This is a genomic window from Streptomyces sp. RG80 (assembly GCF_040446465.1).
GTDB lineage: Bacteria > Actinomycetota > Actinomycetes > Streptomycetales > Streptomycetaceae > Streptomyces.
This window is the reverse complement of the sequence record NZ_JBEAAJ010000003.1, coordinates 777,643-795,121: the sequence shown is the minus strand read 5'-3', so window position 1 is coordinate 795,121 and position 17,479 is coordinate 777,643. Positions and strand designations below refer to the sequence as shown.

15 protein-coding genes are annotated in these 17,479 nt (G+C 73.2%); 5 read left to right on the top strand and 10 right to left on the bottom strand.

Annotated features, from left to right (window positions below; genetic code table 11):
* Positions 1-160 precede the first annotated feature (160 nt).
* Together ABKA17_RS13650 and ABKA17_RS13645 are read right to left on the bottom strand one after the other, a co-directional pair.
* Positions 161-2,233, bottom strand: a complete 2,073-nt coding sequence (locus ABKA17_RS13650; protein ID WP_353692257.1) for an alkaline phosphatase family protein — start codon at positions 2,231-2,233, stop codon at positions 161-163.
* 86 nt (positions 2,234-2,319) lie between these two features.
* Positions 2,320-2,721, bottom strand: coding sequence for a hypothetical protein (locus tag ABKA17_RS13645; RefSeq protein WP_353692256.1), 402 nt, complete (start codon positions 2,719-2,721; stop codon positions 2,320-2,322).
* A gap of 83 nt (positions 2,722-2,804) precedes the next feature.
* Between ABKA17_RS13645 and ABKA17_RS13640 the strand changes: the two genes are divergently transcribed.
* The gene (locus tag ABKA17_RS13640; RefSeq protein ID WP_353692255.1) at positions 2,805-3,578 is read left to right on the top strand and encodes an MBL fold metallo-hydrolase; all 774 of its coding nucleotides are present in this window, start codon (positions 2,805-2,807) and stop codon (positions 3,576-3,578) included.
* Positions 3,575-4,201, top strand: a complete 627-nt coding sequence (locus ABKA17_RS13635) for a DedA family protein (protein ID WP_353692254.1) — start codon at positions 3,575-3,577, stop codon at positions 4,199-4,201. The genes ABKA17_RS13640 and ABKA17_RS13635 overlap by 4 nt, the downstream gene beginning before the upstream one ends.
* A gap of 139 nt (positions 4,202-4,340) precedes the next feature.
* Here the strand turns inward: ABKA17_RS13635 and ABKA17_RS13630 are convergent, their stop codons facing one another.
* The 5 genes from ABKA17_RS13630 to ABKA17_RS13610 form a co-directional block, all read right to left on the bottom strand.
* Positions 4,341-4,763, bottom strand: coding sequence for an ankyrin repeat domain-containing protein (locus tag ABKA17_RS13630; RefSeq protein ID WP_353692253.1), 423 nt, complete (start codon positions 4,761-4,763; stop codon positions 4,341-4,343).
* Positions 4,764-4,821: 58 nt separating this feature from the next.
* The gene (locus ABKA17_RS13625) at positions 4,822-5,889 is read right to left on the bottom strand and encodes an MBL fold metallo-hydrolase (RefSeq protein WP_353692252.1); all 1,068 of its coding nucleotides are present in this window, start codon (positions 5,887-5,889) and stop codon (positions 4,822-4,824) included.
* Entirely contained in the window at positions 5,886-7,133 is a 1,248-nt protein-coding gene (locus ABKA17_RS13620; RefSeq protein ID WP_353692251.1) for an aminotransferase class I/II-fold pyridoxal phosphate-dependent enzyme, read from the bottom strand. Before ABKA17_RS13620 ends, ABKA17_RS13625 begins: the two co-directional genes overlap by 4 nt.
* Before the next feature lie 156 nt (positions 7,134-7,289).
* The gene (locus ABKA17_RS13615) at positions 7,290-7,913 is read right to left on the bottom strand and encodes a hypothetical protein (protein ID WP_353692250.1); all 624 of its coding nucleotides are present in this window, start codon (positions 7,911-7,913) and stop codon (positions 7,290-7,292) included.
* Between the two features lie 148 nt (positions 7,914-8,061).
* Positions 8,062-8,856 (bottom strand): RNA polymerase sigma factor SigF, encoded by a 795-nt coding sequence (locus ABKA17_RS13610; protein WP_353692249.1) that lies wholly within the window; start codon positions 8,854-8,856, stop codon positions 8,062-8,064.
* Between the two features lie 239 nt (positions 8,857-9,095).
* Between ABKA17_RS13610 and ABKA17_RS13605 the strand changes: the two genes are divergently transcribed.
* Positions 9,096-10,892, top strand: a complete 1,797-nt coding sequence (locus ABKA17_RS13605) for a thiamine pyrophosphate-requiring protein (protein WP_353692248.1) — start codon at positions 9,096-9,098, stop codon at positions 10,890-10,892.
* A gap of 248 nt (positions 10,893-11,140) precedes the next feature.
* Complete coding sequence (locus ABKA17_RS13600; RefSeq protein WP_353692247.1) at positions 11,141-13,357, top strand: catalase; 2,217 nt, start codon at positions 11,141-11,143, stop codon at positions 13,355-13,357.
* 91 nt (positions 13,358-13,448) lie between these two features.
* Here the strand turns inward: ABKA17_RS13600 and ABKA17_RS13595 are convergent, their stop codons facing one another.
* Positions 13,449-13,724 carry a DUF6158 family protein gene (locus ABKA17_RS13595; RefSeq protein WP_353692246.1) on the bottom strand — a complete coding sequence of 92 codons (276 nt, stop codon included), beginning with the start codon at positions 13,722-13,724 and terminating at the stop codon, positions 13,449-13,451.
* A 56-nt stretch (positions 13,725-13,780) separates the two neighbouring features.
* On the opposite strand from ABKA17_RS13595, the gene ABKA17_RS13590 reads away from it, so the two are divergent.
* A complete protein-coding gene (locus tag ABKA17_RS13590; protein WP_353692245.1) occupies positions 13,781-14,896 on the top strand; it encodes a baeRF2 domain-containing protein in 1,116 nt (371 codons plus the stop codon).
* A gap of 55 nt (positions 14,897-14,951) precedes the next feature.
* Here ABKA17_RS13590 and ABKA17_RS13585 read toward each other — a convergent pair whose 3' ends face one another.
* Both ABKA17_RS13585 and ABKA17_RS13580 read right to left on the bottom strand, forming a co-directional pair.
* The gene (locus tag ABKA17_RS13585) at positions 14,952-16,571 is read right to left on the bottom strand and encodes an ABC-F family ATP-binding cassette domain-containing protein (protein ID WP_353692244.1); all 1,620 of its coding nucleotides are present in this window, start codon (positions 16,569-16,571) and stop codon (positions 14,952-14,954) included.
* 236 nt (positions 16,572-16,807) lie between these two features.
* A complete protein-coding gene (locus tag ABKA17_RS13580; protein ID WP_353692243.1) occupies positions 16,808-17,473 on the bottom strand; it encodes a histidine phosphatase family protein in 666 nt (221 codons plus the stop codon).
* Positions 17,474-17,479 lie beyond the last annotated feature (6 nt).

The following is a 17,479-nucleotide window of genomic DNA, read 5'->3' as shown; positions in this document are numbered from 1 at the left end:
GGTGGGGCGGGAGGGCATGTCCGGGGCGCTCGGCGGTGACCGGAATGTGCCCTGGGCAAACCCGTGCCGCGGTGACACGGTGTGCGCGGTCCTCCATGTGAGCCGCTCCTCCGTTCATGGGGGTACGGAGGGGCGGCGGATCCCGGCGGATCCCGGCGGACTAGGCGGCGCGCCGGTCCTCGTCCTGACGGGTCGTCAAAGGTACCTGGGGGCCGTCCGATTCGCGCAGCCAGCGGCGCAGGACGCGGTGGATGTGCTCGGCGCCGACGAGTTCCTCGGCCTCCGCTACGGGCGCGGACAGCACGACGGGCGACATCAGGAACGGCCGTCCCTGCGCCCCGCCGAGGCCGCCGTGGGAGCCGATCTGCTCCTCGAAGGCGAGGACTTCGCCCTCGGCCGGGTCGTACCAGGAGTTGACCATGATGTCGGCGGTGTGCGCGAAGCCGTGCGTGCGGCGTACGGCGTCTGCGGCGCCCGGCCCGAAGGCGGCCAACGGGCCCGGATCCGCGTCGAGTTCGTCGAGCGGGATCTCGGTGCCGAACGGGCCGAGGACCACTCCGCCGTGCTCCTCGCTGCGTACGAGGAGGAAGCCGATGCCGGGATGGTTGGCGAGCGTGGTCAGCAGGGCGGGGTGGCGGGCGTCGATCTCCTCCTTGCTCATGCGGTGCGGGACGTCGGGGAAGGAGACCAGGCCGAGGTTGCCGGAGGCCAGCACGAGCGGCTCGGAGCGGCGGCTGGGGCGGTGCTGCTCGCCGCCCTCCTCGACGGGGATGCGCAGGGCGGCGCGTACGGCCGCGCGGGCCTCGGCGCCGCTGTGGGTGCGCTGCGCCTTGCGCGGCACGGGCAGTCCGCAGCCGGCCCGCACCAGGTCGCCGAGGGAGAGGCCGTAGCGGGTGCGGAAGGTCTCGCCGGGGCTCTGGCCGTGGTCGGACAGGACGACGATCCGGTACGGGCGCGGGGCGTGCTCGGCGACCTGCTCGATCGACGCCAGGGCGCGGTCGAGGCGTTCGAGGACCTTCTCGGTGTCGCGGCTGTGCGGCCCGGAGTGGTGGGCGACCTCGTCGTAGGCCACCAGGTCGGCGTAGACGGCGGTGCGGCCGGCGAGCATGTCGCCCATCACGGCGGCGACCACGACGTCGCGTTCGACGACGGTCGCGAAGGCGCGGATGAAGGGGTAGAGGCCGCCGCGCTTGACGTGCGGGCGGGCCCGGCCGAGGCGGGCCCGGGTGGACTGGCCGATCTCCCGGCCGACCTCGGCGAAGAAGGACAGGGCGGTGCGCACGGCGTTGGCGGGGTCGGAGAAGTAGGCGAAGTAGCCCGCGCGCGAGCGGGTTTCGCGGCTGCGGCGACGGGTGGCGATGGACAGGACGAGGGCCTGTTCGTCGGCGCCGCCGCTGAAGAGGTTGCCGCGGCTGGCGCCGTCGGCGCTGAGCAGCCCGCCGTCGCCGGTGCGTTCGACCGCCCGGCGCTGGAGTTCGGCGGCGCTGGTGGGGCGGTTGCAGACCATCACCTCCCGGCTGTCCTTCTCGTACCAGCGGAAGGCGGGCACGTCCTCGTTGCTGCCGTGCAGGATGCCGAGCTGGCTGGCGCCGGTCTGGCTGGACCAGTCGGTGCGCCAGGGGGTGAGGCGGTGGGTGCCGTCCAGCCACTGGGCGACGGTGGGCATCAGGCCCTTCTTCACCGCGGCTTCGAGAACGTCGTGGCCGACGCCGTCCAGCTGGAGGAAGAGCGTCCCCGGCGTGGACGGGCCGGCCGGGCCGGATCTGCGGCGGCGATCGGCGAGCCGGTAGAGGCGGCGCCGGTAGGCGTCGTCGTCGCGTACGGCCAGCGCGGCGCCGGTGGCGGAGGCGACGGCCGACATCACGGCGGCCACCACGACCGCGGTCTCCGGAGCGGCCGCGCCGCGCTCGGCGGGGTTCAGGCTCAGGGCCAGCAAGAGCAGCGCGCCGTTGAGGAAGAAGACCAGCAGGCCGAGGACGAGGGCGGGCACGAGCAGCAGGAGGCGTACCAGGAGCGGCCAGACGAGGGCGGAGAGCACACCGAAGGCGCCGGCGCCGAAGGCCGCGGTGACGGCGATGTCGGTGGCGCTGTCGCCGTCGGCGGACCTGAGCCGGAAGTCCGGCAGGATCCCGGCGAGCACGAGCATGGTGAGGGTGGAGACCGCCCACACCGCGACACTCCGCCCCGCCTGACTGGCGACCCGCCGCCAACGCCCGCCTCGCACGCCCCGCACCTCACGTCCCGGCCCGTCGTCGGTGCGGGCCTGTTCCCACACCCTGTCACAACGGACCAAGGCCCCCCGGTGTCCCCGCGGAGTTGTCAGCGGCCGTCGTACCCGGCCGTCGGCATCGACAGCCGGCGGTGGACCCGGGCCTTCATCTGGGCGTCGTACGACGGTTCGGCGCGGCCCACCGTCTCCACGCGCACCCCGCGGCGGGCGCATTCGGCGGTGAACTCCTCGACGGAGGACAGAGCGCTCTCCAGGACCCGGCGGCTGGGCGCGACGAAGAGGTCGGTGCCGGGGCGGACGCCGTCCCACAGGACGCAGTGGTCGGCGCGCAGGCCCCGTACGAGCAGTTCCCGGCTGACGATGTAGCCGCGTTCCGCCGCCCAGCGGGCGCACATCGCGTGCTGGCTGCGGGAGTCCACCAGGAAGGGGTCGGCCTCCAGCTCCTCCAGCGGCGTCAGACTCGCGATCGCCGTGACGCGAACCGGTCCCATGGCGTCCCCCTCACCTCCGGGTTTCGCCGCCGACCCTACTCCTGCCCGTAGGCTTCGGGGAGTCGCGCGAAGGAGGCAAAGAGGTGCCGGTGGAGATCACCTGGTGGGGCCACGCGACCTGCACGGTCGAGGACTCGGGCGTCCGTGTGCTCACCGATCCTCTGTTCGCCCGCCGGCTCGCGCATCTGCGCCGCCGCCGGGGCGCGCTGCCCCCGCCGACCGCCTGGCGCGCGGACGTGGCGCTCGTCTCCCATCTGCACGCCGACCACCTGCACGTGCCCTCGCTCCAGCGGCTCGCGCCGGGCACGCGCCTGCTCGTGCCCCGGGGCGCGCCACGGGCCGTGCCGGGGCTGCGCCGGCTCGCGCATCTCCAGGTCAGCGAGGTGTCGGCCGGTGACGAGACGGTGATCGGGGACGTGGTGGTGCGGACCGTGCCCGCGCGGCACGACGGACGGCGGCTGCCGGTCGGACCGCACCGCTCCCCCGCGCTCGGATTCGTCGTCCAGGGCGAGGCGCGCACCTACTTCGCCGGCGACACCGGTCTGTTCGAGGAGATGGCGAAGGAGGTCGGTCCGGTCGACGTGGCGTTGCTGCCGGTGGGCGGCTGGGGGCCGTATCTCGGTGAGGGGCATCTGGACGCGGGGCGGGCGGCCGAGGCGCTGGCCCGGCTGGATCCGGTGAGCGCGGTGCCGGTGCACTACGGCACGTACTGGCCGATCGGGATGGACGCGGTGCGCCCCCATGAATTCCACGCCCCCGGCGAGGAGTTCGTCCGGCTCGCGGCGGAGCGTGCGCCCGGCGTGGCGGTGCATCTGCTGGGGCACGGGCAGAGTGTGCGCCCCCGGGTGGCGCGGTGAGCTGGCTGGCGGTGGCCGCGACGACCGTGCCGACGGAGTCGACGCAGCAGGCGCTCGGGTATCCGTCGCTGTTTCTGCTGGTGCTGATCGGGGCGTTGGTGCCGGTGGTGCCGACGGGGGCGCTGGTGAGTTCGGCGGCGGTGGTGGCGTTCCATCAGACGGCGCCGTTCGCGCTGGCCCTGGTGTTCGTGACGGCGTCGCTGGCGGCGTTCCTGGGGGACGCGACGCTGTACTGGCTCGGGCGGCGCGGGATGAGGTCGAAGAACGGCTCGCGGTGGCTGGAGGCGATCCGGTCCCGGGCGCCGGAGGAGCGGCTGACGCAGGCCCAGGACAAGCTCGTCGAGCACGGTGTGATGGTCCTGGTGCTGTCCCGGCTGGTGCCCGCCGGCCGGATTCCGGTCATGTTGGCCTGTCTGATGGCGAAGTGGCCGATGCGCCGGTTCGTCCGCGGCAACTTCCCGGCCTGTCTGGCCTGGGCCGTCACCTACCAGCTGATCGGGATCCTCGGCGGTTCGCTGTTCAGCGAGCCCTGGGAGGGCGTGGTCGCGGCGATCGTACTGACCGTGGTGATCAGCGTGGCACCGGGTGCGTGGCGCCGGGTGCGCAGGACCGCGAAGGCCTGAACGCTCCGCTGGGAAGTGCCGCGATGGAGGTCGATTGCCTGCGGCGCCATCGTGGCTGGTCGCGTCCACGCGGCGGCATCGGCGCAGCCTCGCGCCGCTTGGGGTGTCGCCGAACCGCCGTTGACTTCGCGCGGCCCGCTCAGGGACCGTCGGCGCCGGCCGCGCGCAGGAGGGCCGCGGTCTCGGGGTGGGGGCCGTTGTTCGCCCAGGCCAGGGGCGCCCAGCCGGTGCCGTGGTCCTCGCGGAGGTTCGGGTCGGCGCCGTGGGTGAGCAGTTCGCGGACGGTCTCGGTGTGCCCCCAGCAGGCGGCCGCGCACAGGGCGGTGCCCTCCGAGCCCATGCCCTCGCTCTGGGTGTCGGGGGCGGCCCCCGCTTTCAGGAGCAGGCGGGCGACACCCGCCTCGCCCTGCACGGCGGCCAGGTAGAGCGGGGTGGCCCCGTCGTCGTACCGCCGCTCCGGGTCCGCGCCGCGCCTGAGCAGCGCCGCCACCCGGGCGAGGTCACCGTCCAGGGTCGCCTCGTACAGCTGACGGGAGAGCTTCTTGCGGCGCCGCTGGTTCATGGTCGGCGAGGCTAGCGAGCGCGGGCGCGGGACGGCCAGTCATTTCCGCGCGCCGGGGTCAGCGTCCCTGGCCCAGGATCCGGGACCCTCCCACCGGCAGGTCCCACAGGTCCTCGCGGGCGAGGCCCGCCTGGTCCCACGCCGCCCGGACCCGGGTCAGCGGTTCCAGCACCGGTTCCGCCGACAGCACGAACGTCCCCCAGTGCATCGGCGCCATTCTGCGCGCGCCGAGGTCCTGGGCGGCCCGCACCGCCTCCTCCGGGTCGCAGTGCACGTCGCGGAGCCACCAGCGGGGGTTGTAGGCGCCGATGGGCAGCAGGGCGAGGTCGATTCCGGGGTAGCGCCGGCCGATGCGGGCGAACCAGTGGCCGTAGCCCGTGTCACCGGCGAAGTAGACGCGCCGGCCGTCCCGGTCGGTGAGGATCCAGCCGCCCCACAGGCTGTGGCAGGTGTCGGTGAGGCTGCGCTTGGACCAGTGGTGGGACGGGACGAAGTCGAGGCGGACGCCGTCCAGTTCGGCCGCCTCCCACCAGTCCAGCTCGGTGATGTGCGTGAAGCGGCGGCGGCGGAACCAGGCGCCGAGTCCGGCGGGTACGAACACCGGGGTGTCGCGCGGGAGTCGGCGCAGGGTGGGGGCGTCCAGGTGGTCGTAGTGGTTGTGGCTGATGACGACGGCGTCGACGCGCGGCAGGGCGTTCCAGGCGATGCCGACCGGGGTGATGCGGGCCGGGGTGCCGAGGATGCGGCGGGACCAGACGGGGTCGGTGAGGATGGTCAGCCCGCCGATCCGCACCACCCAACTGGCGTGTCCGGCCCAGGAGACGGCGACCGTGCGGGCGTCCACGCGGGGCAGCGGGCCGGGTTCGAACGGCAGCCGCGGGATGTCGGCGAGGCCGTCGCGGCCGGGGCGGACGGCGCCCTCGCGGGCGAACCGGGCCATGGCCTTCAGGCCGGGCAGCGGGGCGGTCAGGCGGTCGTGGAAGGTCCGCGGCCACACCCGGCGTTCGCCCGGCGGCCGGGGTTCGGTCAACGGCGGGACGGGGGGCGCGAACAGTGTCGTGGCCGCCGGGTCGTCGGCTTCCCGGGTGGTCGTACGCGTGCTGGTCGACTCGGACTGCTGCGTCATCGAGGAGGCTCCCATCGCTGAGCTTCGTCGCGGAGGTCGTCGAAGACCGACTTCAAGGTGATCAACGCACGGTGCACGTGCGGCAGTTCCAACGGTGTGGGTGAACTGAGGCATTCCTCGAGTTCCCGGTCCGTCCCGGCGAGCAACGAGCCGGTGGACAGCCGTACCCGCAGGGCGTTCAGGTCGTCGCCGAAACGATGGCCGCCGGGGGCGGGCAGGCCCAGCCGGGCGCTGAGGAACTCCTCCAGGTCCTGTGCGTCGCCCACGCCGTGCGCGCCGAGCGCGCCTCGCAGCGGGCCGAGGTCGACGTAGAGATGCCGGCCGGCCCGCGGGGGCCGGGCCAGGGCGCCCGCCGAGACGACGGCGGTGTGCGCGGCGGCGGCCACGCGCGCGTGCAGTCGTACGGCGGCCCGTACGCGCGCGGTGACCGGTTCGGGTTCGGTGAGCGCGTGGCCGGCCGCGGCGGCGACGGGGGCGGCGACCCGGGCGCCGAGGGCGGTGAGGATGTCCAGCACGCGCGCGTGGAGGCCCGTCCCGACCTCGCCGGCGGGGAAGCGGGCGACGGCGGCGGGCCAGCCGGGCGGGAGCAGGGCGCCGGCCAGGTCGGTGACGACGGTGACCTGTTCGGGGAGCATCTCGGCGGGGCCGATCAATACGGTGTCGTGCGGCGCGTGCACGGTGTCGCGCCAGGTCTCGTCGCTGACCAGGTGCAGTCCCTCGCCGGTGGCCGCCTCCACGGTCTCGTGCAGCACCTCGGGGGGCGCCACGGTGGCGGTGGGGTCGTCGGCGACGGACAGCACGAGCAGCCGGGGGTCGCCGCCCTCGTCACGGACCCGGCGCACGGTCTCCAGCAGGGCGTAGGGATCCGGGACACCGCCGCACTCGGCCGGTGTCGCCACGTGGAACACGGGTCTTCCCAACAGGCGTGCGTACGGCGCCCACCAGGCCGCGCACGGCCGGGGCACCAGGACGTCGCCGCCGAGCGCGGCGGTCAGGGCGAGCAGCAGCGAGGGCGCGCCGGGGGCGGCCACCACGCGGTCGGGCCCGGCGGGCAGTCCGCGCCGGGTCCAGTAGCCGCTCGCGGCCTGGAGGAGGGCGGTTCCGCCGCCGACGGGCTCGCTGTCGCCGCGGGCCGCGGCCGCGGCGAGCACGGCCGACAGCTCGGGGAGCACGGGCAGTCCGTCGTCCGGCAGCGGCGGCCCGTAGCGGACGGGGCCGTGGCCTTCCAGATCCGTCCGCCGCATCCGTACCTCCGGGTGAGCTGCTGTGTCGCGGTGCCGTCCGGTGTGCTCCCCGGTGCTCCCTCTGTACGACGGGGGCGGCGCCCTCGGAGTCCGGGTACCCAGGGTGGCGTACGCCGATGGGGATCCGCTCGAATTGCGCCGGTCACACGCCCCGGCTCAGGCCCGGGTGCGGGGTCCCTTGCGGCGCACCCGGTACCCGGCGGCGCCGAGGGCGCCCGCGATGAGGAGGCCGCCGGTGACCAGGGCCGGTACGGAGCCGGTGAAGGCGCCGCCCTGGCCGGCCCGGACGCCCCGCTGGACCGGGGCGGGGGAGCACTGCTCGGTGCGCGGTTCGGTGCAGGAGTGGCTCTCGCCGCCGCCGTTGGTGACGGTGAAGGTCGCGCTCCACTGCTTGCCCTGGCCGCCGGGTGCGGCCGGACAGGTGCCGTCGACGGTCCACGCGGAGTCGTCGCCGACCCCCTCGGGGCCGCCCTCCAGGTCCTGGGCGGAGGCGATGCGGGCGGTCCCCCGGTAGGCGGGTCCGGACACCGCTCCGGCGTTGCCGGGGACCAGCTGGAGCGCCACGGCCTCCTCGTCGAAGGCCTGTGAGGTCGCCTCGATGCTGGTGGGCGCCGTGCCACCGCTGGAGTCGCAGGTGACGGAGACGGTGACGCTGCCTCCCGGGTGGGCGCTGCTCGGGCTGACCTCCGCGGCCGGGTCCGCGAAGGCGACCGGCACGGCGACGCCCACGGCGACACCGGCCACGACGGCGACGGACAGGGCACGGGCGGTGCGGCGCATGGGGTGGGCTCCTTGGGCCGGCGGCTGCGAGGGCACGCAGCCATCACAGCCCGCCGGGCCCGGACCCGCGCGCGGCCGGACCCCATTAGCGGGACCCGCTCGGCCGACCGGGTGACCCCCGGGCCCCACCTGCGGCCCGGCCAGGGTCCTACGCCACGTCCCTCATCACTTGCTCCCGGACCCGTCCGCAGCACCGGCTGATCAGCCGGGAGACGTGCATCTGCGAGATGCCCAGCTGCTCGGCGATCCGCGACTGCGTCATGTCGCCGAAGAACCGCATGTACAGGATCGCCCGCTCGCGTTCGGGCAGTGCGGCGAGCCGTGACCTCACGGCCTCCCGGTCCACGACCGTGTCCAGGGCCGGATCGACCGAGCCCAGCGCGTCGCTCAGCGAGTATCCGTCCTCGCTCCCGGGCAGTTCCGCGTCCAGGGACAGCGCGGTGAAGCTCTCCAGCGCCTCGAGGCCGACCCGCACGTCGTCCTCGCTCATCTGCGCGTGCTCGGCGATCTCCGCGACGGTGGGCCTGCGCCCCGAGATGGTCTGCGAGAGGTCCTGCCCGGCGAAGCGCACGCGGTTGCGCAGGTCCTGGACCCGGCGGGGCACGTGCAGGGTCCACATGTGGTCGCGGAAGTGCCGCTTGATCTCGCCGGTGATGGTCGGTACGGCGTAGCTCTCGAAGGCGTTGCCGCGTTCGGGGTCGTAGCGGTCGACGGCCTTGATCAGGCCGAGGGCGGCGACCTGGCGCAGGTCCTCGAAGCTCTCGCCGCGGCTGCGGAAGCGTCCCGCGAGCCGGTCGGCCATGGGCAGCCACGCCTCGACGATCCGTTCGCGCAGTGTGTCGCGCTGCGGGCCGGCGGGCAGTGCCGCGAGCCGGCGGAAGTCCTCCACGGTGTCGGGGGCGTCGTCGTGCGGGTGGTGCCTAGCGCTCACTCGAGTGGACATGGTGCGTCGCAACTCCCTTGGTCGCGCTGCGGTTTGGCAGGTCACCGTGGGAGCGCGGCCGCGACCGGAAGACAGCCGGGGCGGCTCTGGGCCTCTCCCACGGGCGTGCCTCCGGTCCGAAGCACTGTGTGTGCGCCTGCCCCCGGCCCTCGGGCGCAAACCAGGGCCCAGGTTTTCCCGGAGCCCGTGCGGTCACTCGTAAGGCGCCCGTATGCCCCTATGCCCGGGAGGTCCCGTCCATGAGCACCAAGGTCTCCGACCACGTCCTGCAACGGCTGCGCGAGTGGGGTGTGGACCATGTGTTCGGTTATCCCGGTGACGGCATCAACGGCCTGCTCGCCGCGTGGGGGCGGGCCGAGAACGAGCCGCGGTTCGTGCAGTCGCGGCACGAGGAGATGTCGGCGTTCCAGGCGGTCGGCTACGCCAAGTTCAGCGGCCGGCTCGGCGTGTGCGCGGCGACGTCGGGACCCGGCGCGATCCATCTGCTCAACGGTCTGTACGACGCCAAGCTGGACCATGTGCCGGTGCTGGCGATCGTCGGCCAGACGCACCGCACCGCGATGGGCGGCTCGTACCAGCAGGAGGTGGATCTGCACACCCTGTTCAAGGACGTCGCCTCGGACTTCGTGGAGACGGTGACGGTCCCCGAGCAGCTGCCGAACGTCCTGGACCGCGCGATCCGCACCGCGTACGCGCGCCGCTCCCCCACCGCGATCATCATCCCCGGCGACGTCCAGGAGCTCGAATACTCCGCGCCCACCCACGAGTTCAAGATGGTGCCGTCCAGCCTGGACCGCAGTTCCTGGACGGCGGTGCCGTCCGAGGAGTCGCTGCTGCGCGCGGCCGAGATCCTCAACTCCGGCGACAAGGTGGGGATCCTGGTCGGTCAGGGCGCCTCGGGCGCGCGGGCCGAGGTGCGGCGGATCGCCGAAATGCTCGGCGCGGGCGTCGCCAAGGCGCTGCTTGGCAAGGACGCGCTCAGCGACGAACTCCCGTACGTCACCGGGGCGATCGGTCTGCTGGGCACCCGCCCGTCGTACGAGCTGATGCGTGACTGCGACACCCTGCTCACCATCGGATCGTCCTTCCCCTACACGCAGTTCCTGCCGGACTTCGGCCAGGCGCGCGGGGTGCAGATCGACATCGACCCGCACATGGTCGGGATGCGTTATCCGTACGAGGTGAATCTCGTCGGGGACGCGAAGGCGACGCTTCAGCGGCTGATCCCCCTGCTCAACGGGGAGGAGCGCGGGCGCGAGTGGTACGACACGGTGTGCGACAACGTGACGCGCTGGCGTGAGGTGAGCGAGCGGCGCGCGCTGCTGTCGGCCGATCCGATCAACCCGGAGTACGTGGCCCACGCCCTGGACCCGCTGCTGCCGGGCAACGCGATCATCAGCTCCGACTCCGGTTCGGCGGCCAACTGGTACGCGCGGCACCTGACGATGCGCGACGGCATGCGGTCCTCGCTGTCGGGGACGCTCGCGACGATGGGCTGCGGAGTGCCGTACGCCATCGGTGCGAAGTTCGCTCATCCCGACCGGCCGGCGATCGCGCTGGTCGGGGACGGGGCGATGCAGATGAACGGGCTGGCGGAGCTGATCACGGCGGCGAAGTACAAGCACCTGTGGGAGGACCCGCGGCTGGTGGTGGGCATCTGGAACAACCACGACCTGAACCAGGTGACGTGGGAGATGCGCGCCATGGAGGGCGCCCCGTCCTTCCTGCCCTCGCAGGAGCTTCCGGACGTGCAGTACGCCGCGTTCGCCCGCTCGCTCGGTCTGACCGGCATCCGGGTGGAGAAGCCCGAGGACGTCGAGGCGGGCTGGCGCGCGGGCCTCGAGGCCGACGGGCCGGCGGTGATCGAGTTCCTCACCGACCCCGCCGTACCGCCGATCCCTCCGCATGCCACCTGGGACCAGATGGAGGCCACGGCCGAGTCGATCCTGAAGGGCGACGCGGACCGCGGGTCCATGATCAGGCAGGGGTTCAAGGCGAAGGTGCAGGAGTTCCTGCCGGGCCGGGAGAAGAAGTAGCCGGCAGCGCCACTGGTTCCTCCCGTTCCTCGGGCAGCAGCAGCTCCTCATAGCGGCCCAGTGCCAGCACCACGCCGAGCATGAGAAGCGGGATGAACACAGCGAGGACCGCCATGACGTTCTCCCTCTCCGGGATCGCGTGGGGGGTGTCCGGCCGGGTCTCCCCCGAAGCGGAGGACAAACCCCCGTGTCGGGGTCCTGTCCTCGGGTACGCGGAGGCCACTTCTCGAAGATCTGGAGGGAGCACCATGCAGCGAGGCAGCGACCGGCTCGGGGTCCACCGCGACGACGAGATGAAACACGAGCTCCAGGGGCTGCTGCGGTCCGGTCACCCCACGCGGGCCGAGGAGTGGCACGACCCCGAGCCGACCGCCGACGACGATCCGGTGCTCGCGGGCGGGCCCGTGGCCCCGGGGCGCCCGGGGGCGTCGCTGGGCGCGGTCCGGCTGGAGCTGGCCCGGCATCTGAACCGCAGCGCGTTCCCGGCGAGCCCACGGCACCTGGCGATGGAGGACTTCCACTTCCGGGAGAAGCTCACCCGCTTCGACCACGAGCGGATCCCGGAGCGGGTGGTGCACGCGCGGGGCGCGGGCGCCTACGGGTACTTCGAACCGTACGAGTCGTGCGCGGAGTTCACCCGTGCCGCCTTCCTCCAGGACCCCGCCGTGCGCACGCCGGTCTTCGTCCGGTTCTCCACCGTGCAGGGGCCGAAGGGCTCGGCGGACACTGTGCGGGACGTGCGCGGTTTCGCGACCAAGTTCTATACGTCGGAGGGCAATTACGACCTGGTCGGCAACAACTTCCCGGTCTTCTTCATCCAGGACGGCATCAAGTTCCCCGACTTCGTGCACGCGGTGAAGCCGGAGCCGCACAACGACATCCCCACGGGCGCCTCCGCGCACGACACCCTGTGGGACTTCGTGTCGCTCCAGCCGGAGACGCTGCACGCGATCATGTGGCTGATGTCGGACCGGGCGATCCCGCGCAGCTACCGCATGATGCAGGGCTTCGGCGTGCACACCTTCCGGTTCGTGAACGCCGACGGGCGCGGCACGTTCGTGAAGTTCCACTGGAAGCCGCGGCTCGGGGTGCACTCGCTGGTGTGGGACGAGGCGCAGGAGTGCCAGGGCCGCAACCCGGACTTCAACCGCGGTGACCTGTGGGACGCGATCGAGGCGGGCGAGTACCCGGAGTGGGAGCTCGGTGTCCAACTGGTGCCGGAGGAGGACGAGTTCGCCTTCGACTTCGATCTGCTGGACGCCACGAAGCTCATCCCGGAGGAGCAGGTGCCGGTGCGGCCGATCGGCCGGATGGTGCTGGACCGCAACCCGGAGAATTTCTTCGCCGAGACCGAGCAGGTCGCCTTCCACACGGCGAACGTCGTGCCCGGCATCGACTTCACCAACGACCCGCTGCTCCAGGCCCGCAACTTCTCCTATCTGGACACCCAGCTGATCCGTCTCGGCGGCCCCAACTTCGCGCAGCTGCCGGTGAACCGGCCGGTGGCGCCGGTGCGGACCAACCAGCGCGACGGGTACGGGCAGCACACGATCCACAGCGGCACGAACTACTTCCCGAACTCGCTCGGAGGCGGCTGTCCGGCCCACGCGGGCGTCGACGGGTCCGCGTACACCCACTACGCGGAACGGGTCGACGGCGCCAAGATCCGTCGGCGCAGCCCGAGTTTCCAGGACCACTACAGCCAGCCCGCGCTGTTCTGGAAGAGCATGTCCGACTGGGAGCGGCAGCACATCGTCGCGGCCTTCCGGTTCGAGCTGGGCAAGGTCGACGCGCTGGCGGTACGGGCCCGTACGGTCGAGCAACTGGCGCAGGTGGACGGCGAGTTGGCCGTCGAGGTGGCCCGCGGTATCGGGGTCCCGGAGCCGGCCGCGCCCGGCGAGACCCCTAGCAAGCCGCTCTCCCCCGCGCTGAGCCTGGAGTCGCTGCGCGGCGACGGCTCGATCCGTACCCGGCAGATCGCGGTCCTGGTGACGGACGGTGTGGACGCCGAGCAGGTGACGTCGGTACGCGAGGCGCTGGCCGCCGAGGGGGCGATCGTGGAGGCGCTGGCGGCGACGGACGGCACGATCGAGGGTGCCGACGGTGAACGGTATACGGTCGACCGCGCACTGCCGACCGTCGCCTCGGTGCTGTACGACGCGGTCCTGCTGCCCGGCGGCCCCACCGGCACCCCGCCGCTCACCGCCGACCAGGACGCGATGCGCTTCGTGCGGGACGCCTACCGGCACGGCAAGCCGGTGGGCGCGCTCGGCTCCGGCGTGGGCGTGCTGTCGGCCCTGGAACCGGAGGGCGTGCGGGTGTCCACCGAGTTCCACACCGTGGTCTCGGACCAGGGCGTCGTGACGGACACCTCACCCGGCACGGCGAGCGCGGAGTTCGTACGCGCGTTCGTGGCGGCCGTGGCCGGACACCGGTACTGGAACCGGCCGCCGGCGCTGCGCTGAGCGGGCCATCGGGGCGGGGCGCGGGGAACTGCGCCCCGTCTCGGGCGCGGGCGCGGAACACTGCGCGCCCGGCCCTCACGGGCCCGCGGCGTCAGGAGCGTTCTCCCAGCGGGGCGCGCCCGCGTTCCCGCGCACCCTCGCGGGTGCGGCCGGCGGCGACGGGGCGCCGCGGGTTGCGGCGCAGGTACTCGCCCTCCAGTTCGGCCATCCGGCCGTTGTGGGCGCGCAGCGCGTCGTTCGAGGCGTACAGCAGCGTGTCGTGGCGCGTGCGGTGGATGTTCTCCAGCTCTTTCATGAGCTGCTGGTCGTCCAGCGTGCTGGGGTCGACTCCGGTCATGGCGGTGTTCCACTCGTCGTGTTCGTTCATGGGCTTCGGGTACCCGCCCGGTGAGCACTACCCCCGAGCGGCATCCGGGAGAAACCATGGATCTCGCCTTTCTGCATCCACTCTACGAACATCCGGGCCCCTGGGCCTCCGTCTACGTCGACACCTCCCGCCACACCGAGAACACCGCCCACGTGCGGCACCTCACCGCCGAGGCGATGGCCCGGGAGCTGGCCGAACAGGGCGCCGACGACGCGACGTGCCGGGCGGTACGGAGCGCGCTGGAGGATCTGCGGCACTCCCCCGAGCCACATGGCCGCGCGCTGTTCGCCCGGGCCGGGGAGGTGGTGCTGGATCCGCCGCTGGCCCGCTCCCCGCGGGGCGACCTGGCCCGCTGGGCACCGCTGCCGCACACCGCGCCCCTGCTGGAGCTGGCGGGCGAGGACCCGGTCTGTGTCGTGGCCTACGTCGACCGCAAGGGCGCCGACTTCGAGCTGCGCACCGGGCTGGGCCGAAAGGACGCCGGCACGGTGACCGGGCGGACCTGGCCGATGCACCGTACGGGCTCCGCGGACTGGTCCGAGCGGCACTTCCAGCTGAAGGTCGAGAACACCTGGGAGCACAACGCGGCCGAGATCGCCGACGCGCTCAGCGTCTGCCAGGAGGAGACACGGGCCGACCTGCTGGTCCTCGTGGGGGACGACCGGGAGCGGCGGACCGTGCGCCGGCGGCTGCCCGAGCGGCTGCACGACCTGGTGGTCGAGGCCCCCCACGGCACCGGCAGCAGGCTGCTGGAGGAGGACGTGGAGCGGGCCCGCACCGAGCATGTACGGCAGCGGGCACAGCGCGAGCTGGAACGGTTCCTCGCGGCCCGTGAGCCGGGTGCCGACGGGCGGGCCGGGGCCGCGGAGGGCGTGCCCGCGCTGGTCGAGGCCGCCCGTGAGCACCGTATCGACGAGCTGCTGCTGCACCCGGACGGGCCCGACGCGCATCGCCAGGTGTGGATCGGCGAGGATCCGGACCAGATCGCGGTGCGCCGTACGGAGCTGACGATCCTCGGCGAGCAGAACTCCTGGTCGGCCCGGGCGGACGACGCCCTGATCCGCTCGGCGGTCGCCACCGGCGCCGCCGCTCTGGCGGTGACGCCCGCGACGGAGGCGAACGGGGCCGAGGGGCCGGTGGGCGGCCTGGGGGCGCTGCTGCGCTGGGCGTGAGCGCGGGTCGCCCCCGGCGCCGTCCCCGGCCCACCGGTTGTGACCGGTGGGCCCGCTACCGTGCCCGTTCCACCCGCCGCTCGTCCCACACCGGCTCCGGCGTCTCGCGGACGCGTCCGTCGCTGCCGAAGACCAGGTAGCGGTCGAAGGAGCGGGCGAACCAGCGGTCGTGGGTGACCGCGAGGACCGTGCCGTCGAAGGCCTCCAGGCCCTCCTGGAGGGCCTCGGCGGACTCCAGGTCCAGGTTGTCCGTGGGCTCGTCCAGGAGGAGGGCCGTGACGCCCTGAAGTTCCAGCAGGAGGATCTGGAAGCGGGCCTGCTGGCCGCCGGAGAGCCGGTCGAAGGCCTGCTCGGCCTGCTGGGTGAGCTCGTAGCGGCGCAGCCGGGACATCGCGGCACCCCGGTCCTGGGAGTGTTCCGTCCACAGGATGTCCAGGAGCTTGCGGCCGACCAGCTCGGGGTGCGCGTGGGTCTGGGCGAAGTGCCCCGGCACGACCCGTGCCCCGAGCTTCCAGCCGCCCGTGTGCGCGACGCCCTCGCCGGCCAGCAGCCGCAGGAAGTGCGACTTGCCGGAGCCGTTGGAGCCGAGCACGGCGACGCGTTCGCCGTAGAAGACCTCCAGGTCGAAGGGTTTCATCAGGCCGGTGAGCTCAAGTCCCTGGCAGGTGACGGCCCTTACGCCGGTACGGCCGCCCTTGAGCCGCATCTTGATGTCCTGCTCGCGCGGCGGCTCGGGCGGCGGGCCGGCCTCCTCGAACTTGCGCAGCCTGGTCTGTGCGGCCTGGTAGCGGGAGGCCAACTCATGGCTGATGGAGGCCGCCTGACGGAGGTTCAGGACGAGCTTCTTCAGCTGAGCGTGCTTCTCGTCCCAGCGCCTGCGCAACTCCTCGAAACGGGCGAAGCGTTCCTGGCGGGCCTCGTGGTAGGTGGCGAAGCCGCCGCCGTGCACCCAGGCGTCCGCGCCGGTCGGCGAGGGCTCCACCGAGATGATCTTCTCGGCCGAGCGGGCGAGGAGTTCGCGGTCGTGGGAGACGAAGAGGACCGTCTTGCGGGTCTCCTTCAGCCGCTCCTCCAGCCACCGCTTGCCGGGCACGTCGAGGTAGTTGTCCGGCTCGTCCAGCAGCAGCACCTCGTCGGTGCCGCGCAGCAGCGCCTCCAGCACGAGCCGCTTCTGCTCGCCGCCGGAGAGGGTGCGCACCTGCCGGAACTGCGCCTTGTCGTAGGGGACGCCCAGCGCGGCCATGGTGCACATGTCCCACAGCGTCTCCGCCTCGTACCCGCGCACCTCGGCCCAGTCGGCGAGCGCCTGCGCGTACTTCAGCTGGGCGGCCTCGTCGTCGACGGTCATGATCAGGTGCTCGGCCTTGTCGACGGCCTGCGCGACCTCACGGATCCGCGGCGAGGCGACCGACACCAGCAGGTCCCGTACGGTCGACTCGTCCCGTACGGAGCCCACGAACTGGCGCATCACACCGAGCCCGCCGCTGACGGTGACGGTCCCGCCGTGCGGCTTCAGCTCGCCGGAGATCAGCCGCAGCAGGGTCGTCTTGCCGGCGCCGTTGGGCCCGACCAGGGCGACCACGGCCCCTTCGCCGACCCGGAACGACACATCGCCGAGCAGCGCCCTCCCGTCGGGGAGGTAGTACTCGAGGTGTGCGGCTTCCAGATGTCCCATGGAGCCGCATTGTGCTGGTCGGGGGCGGGACCGGGCAAACGCATATCCGGCGCCGGACCGGCTCGACGGGGCACGAGACCGACATGCTGCCGACCGCATACAGTCGACGGGCGGTCGTAGACGGATGGTCGTACACGGGCTGACGTATGCGGCGGGTACGCGACCGTCGTACACGCTCGACCGCCGCGCCCCACCCGACGCCGCGCCGCCCAGTCTCCCCGTCGCCCGACGCCCCGTTACTCGACCTCGTCCAGCGGCCGCCCCGCCGGTCCGCTCTCCGGTCCCCGGCCCGTGGTCGCCACGACCGCGCCCGCCCAGGACAGGGCCTTCCAGCCGTCGGCCGGGGAGCCCTCCAGGATCACCACGCCGGTGTTGTCGAGGGGGCGGGCGGCGGCGAAGTCGACGTCGACGTTGTCGGCGCGCGCGGCGGTCCACATCCGGATCGCCGCGCCATGGCTGACCAGGGCGACCGTGCCGGCCCCGAGGTCCGCCGCCTCGGCGACCACGGCGTCGTAGCGCGCGAGCACCTCGGCGCCGCTCTCCCCGCCCGGCATCCGCAGCTCGGTGTCGCCGGCGGACCAGGCGAAGATCGTCTCCATGTAGGTCCGGCCCGCCTCCGAGTAGCCGTCCAGCATCTCCAGATCCCCGGCGGACACCTCGCGGATGCCGTCGCGCACGACGATGTCCAGGCCGCGGGCGGCGGCCAGCGGGGCGGCGGTGAGCTGGGTGCGGATCAGCGTGGAGGCGTACAGGGCCTCGACGTCCTCGTCGGCGAGCGCCTCGGGCAGGGCGGCCGCCTGGCGTTCGCCGAGGGCGGTCAGGCCGGGCCCGGGAATCGCCGTGTCGAGCAGGAAGTCGACGTTGGACGGGGTCTGACCGTGCCGGACGAGGAGCAGTCGCATGCGGCA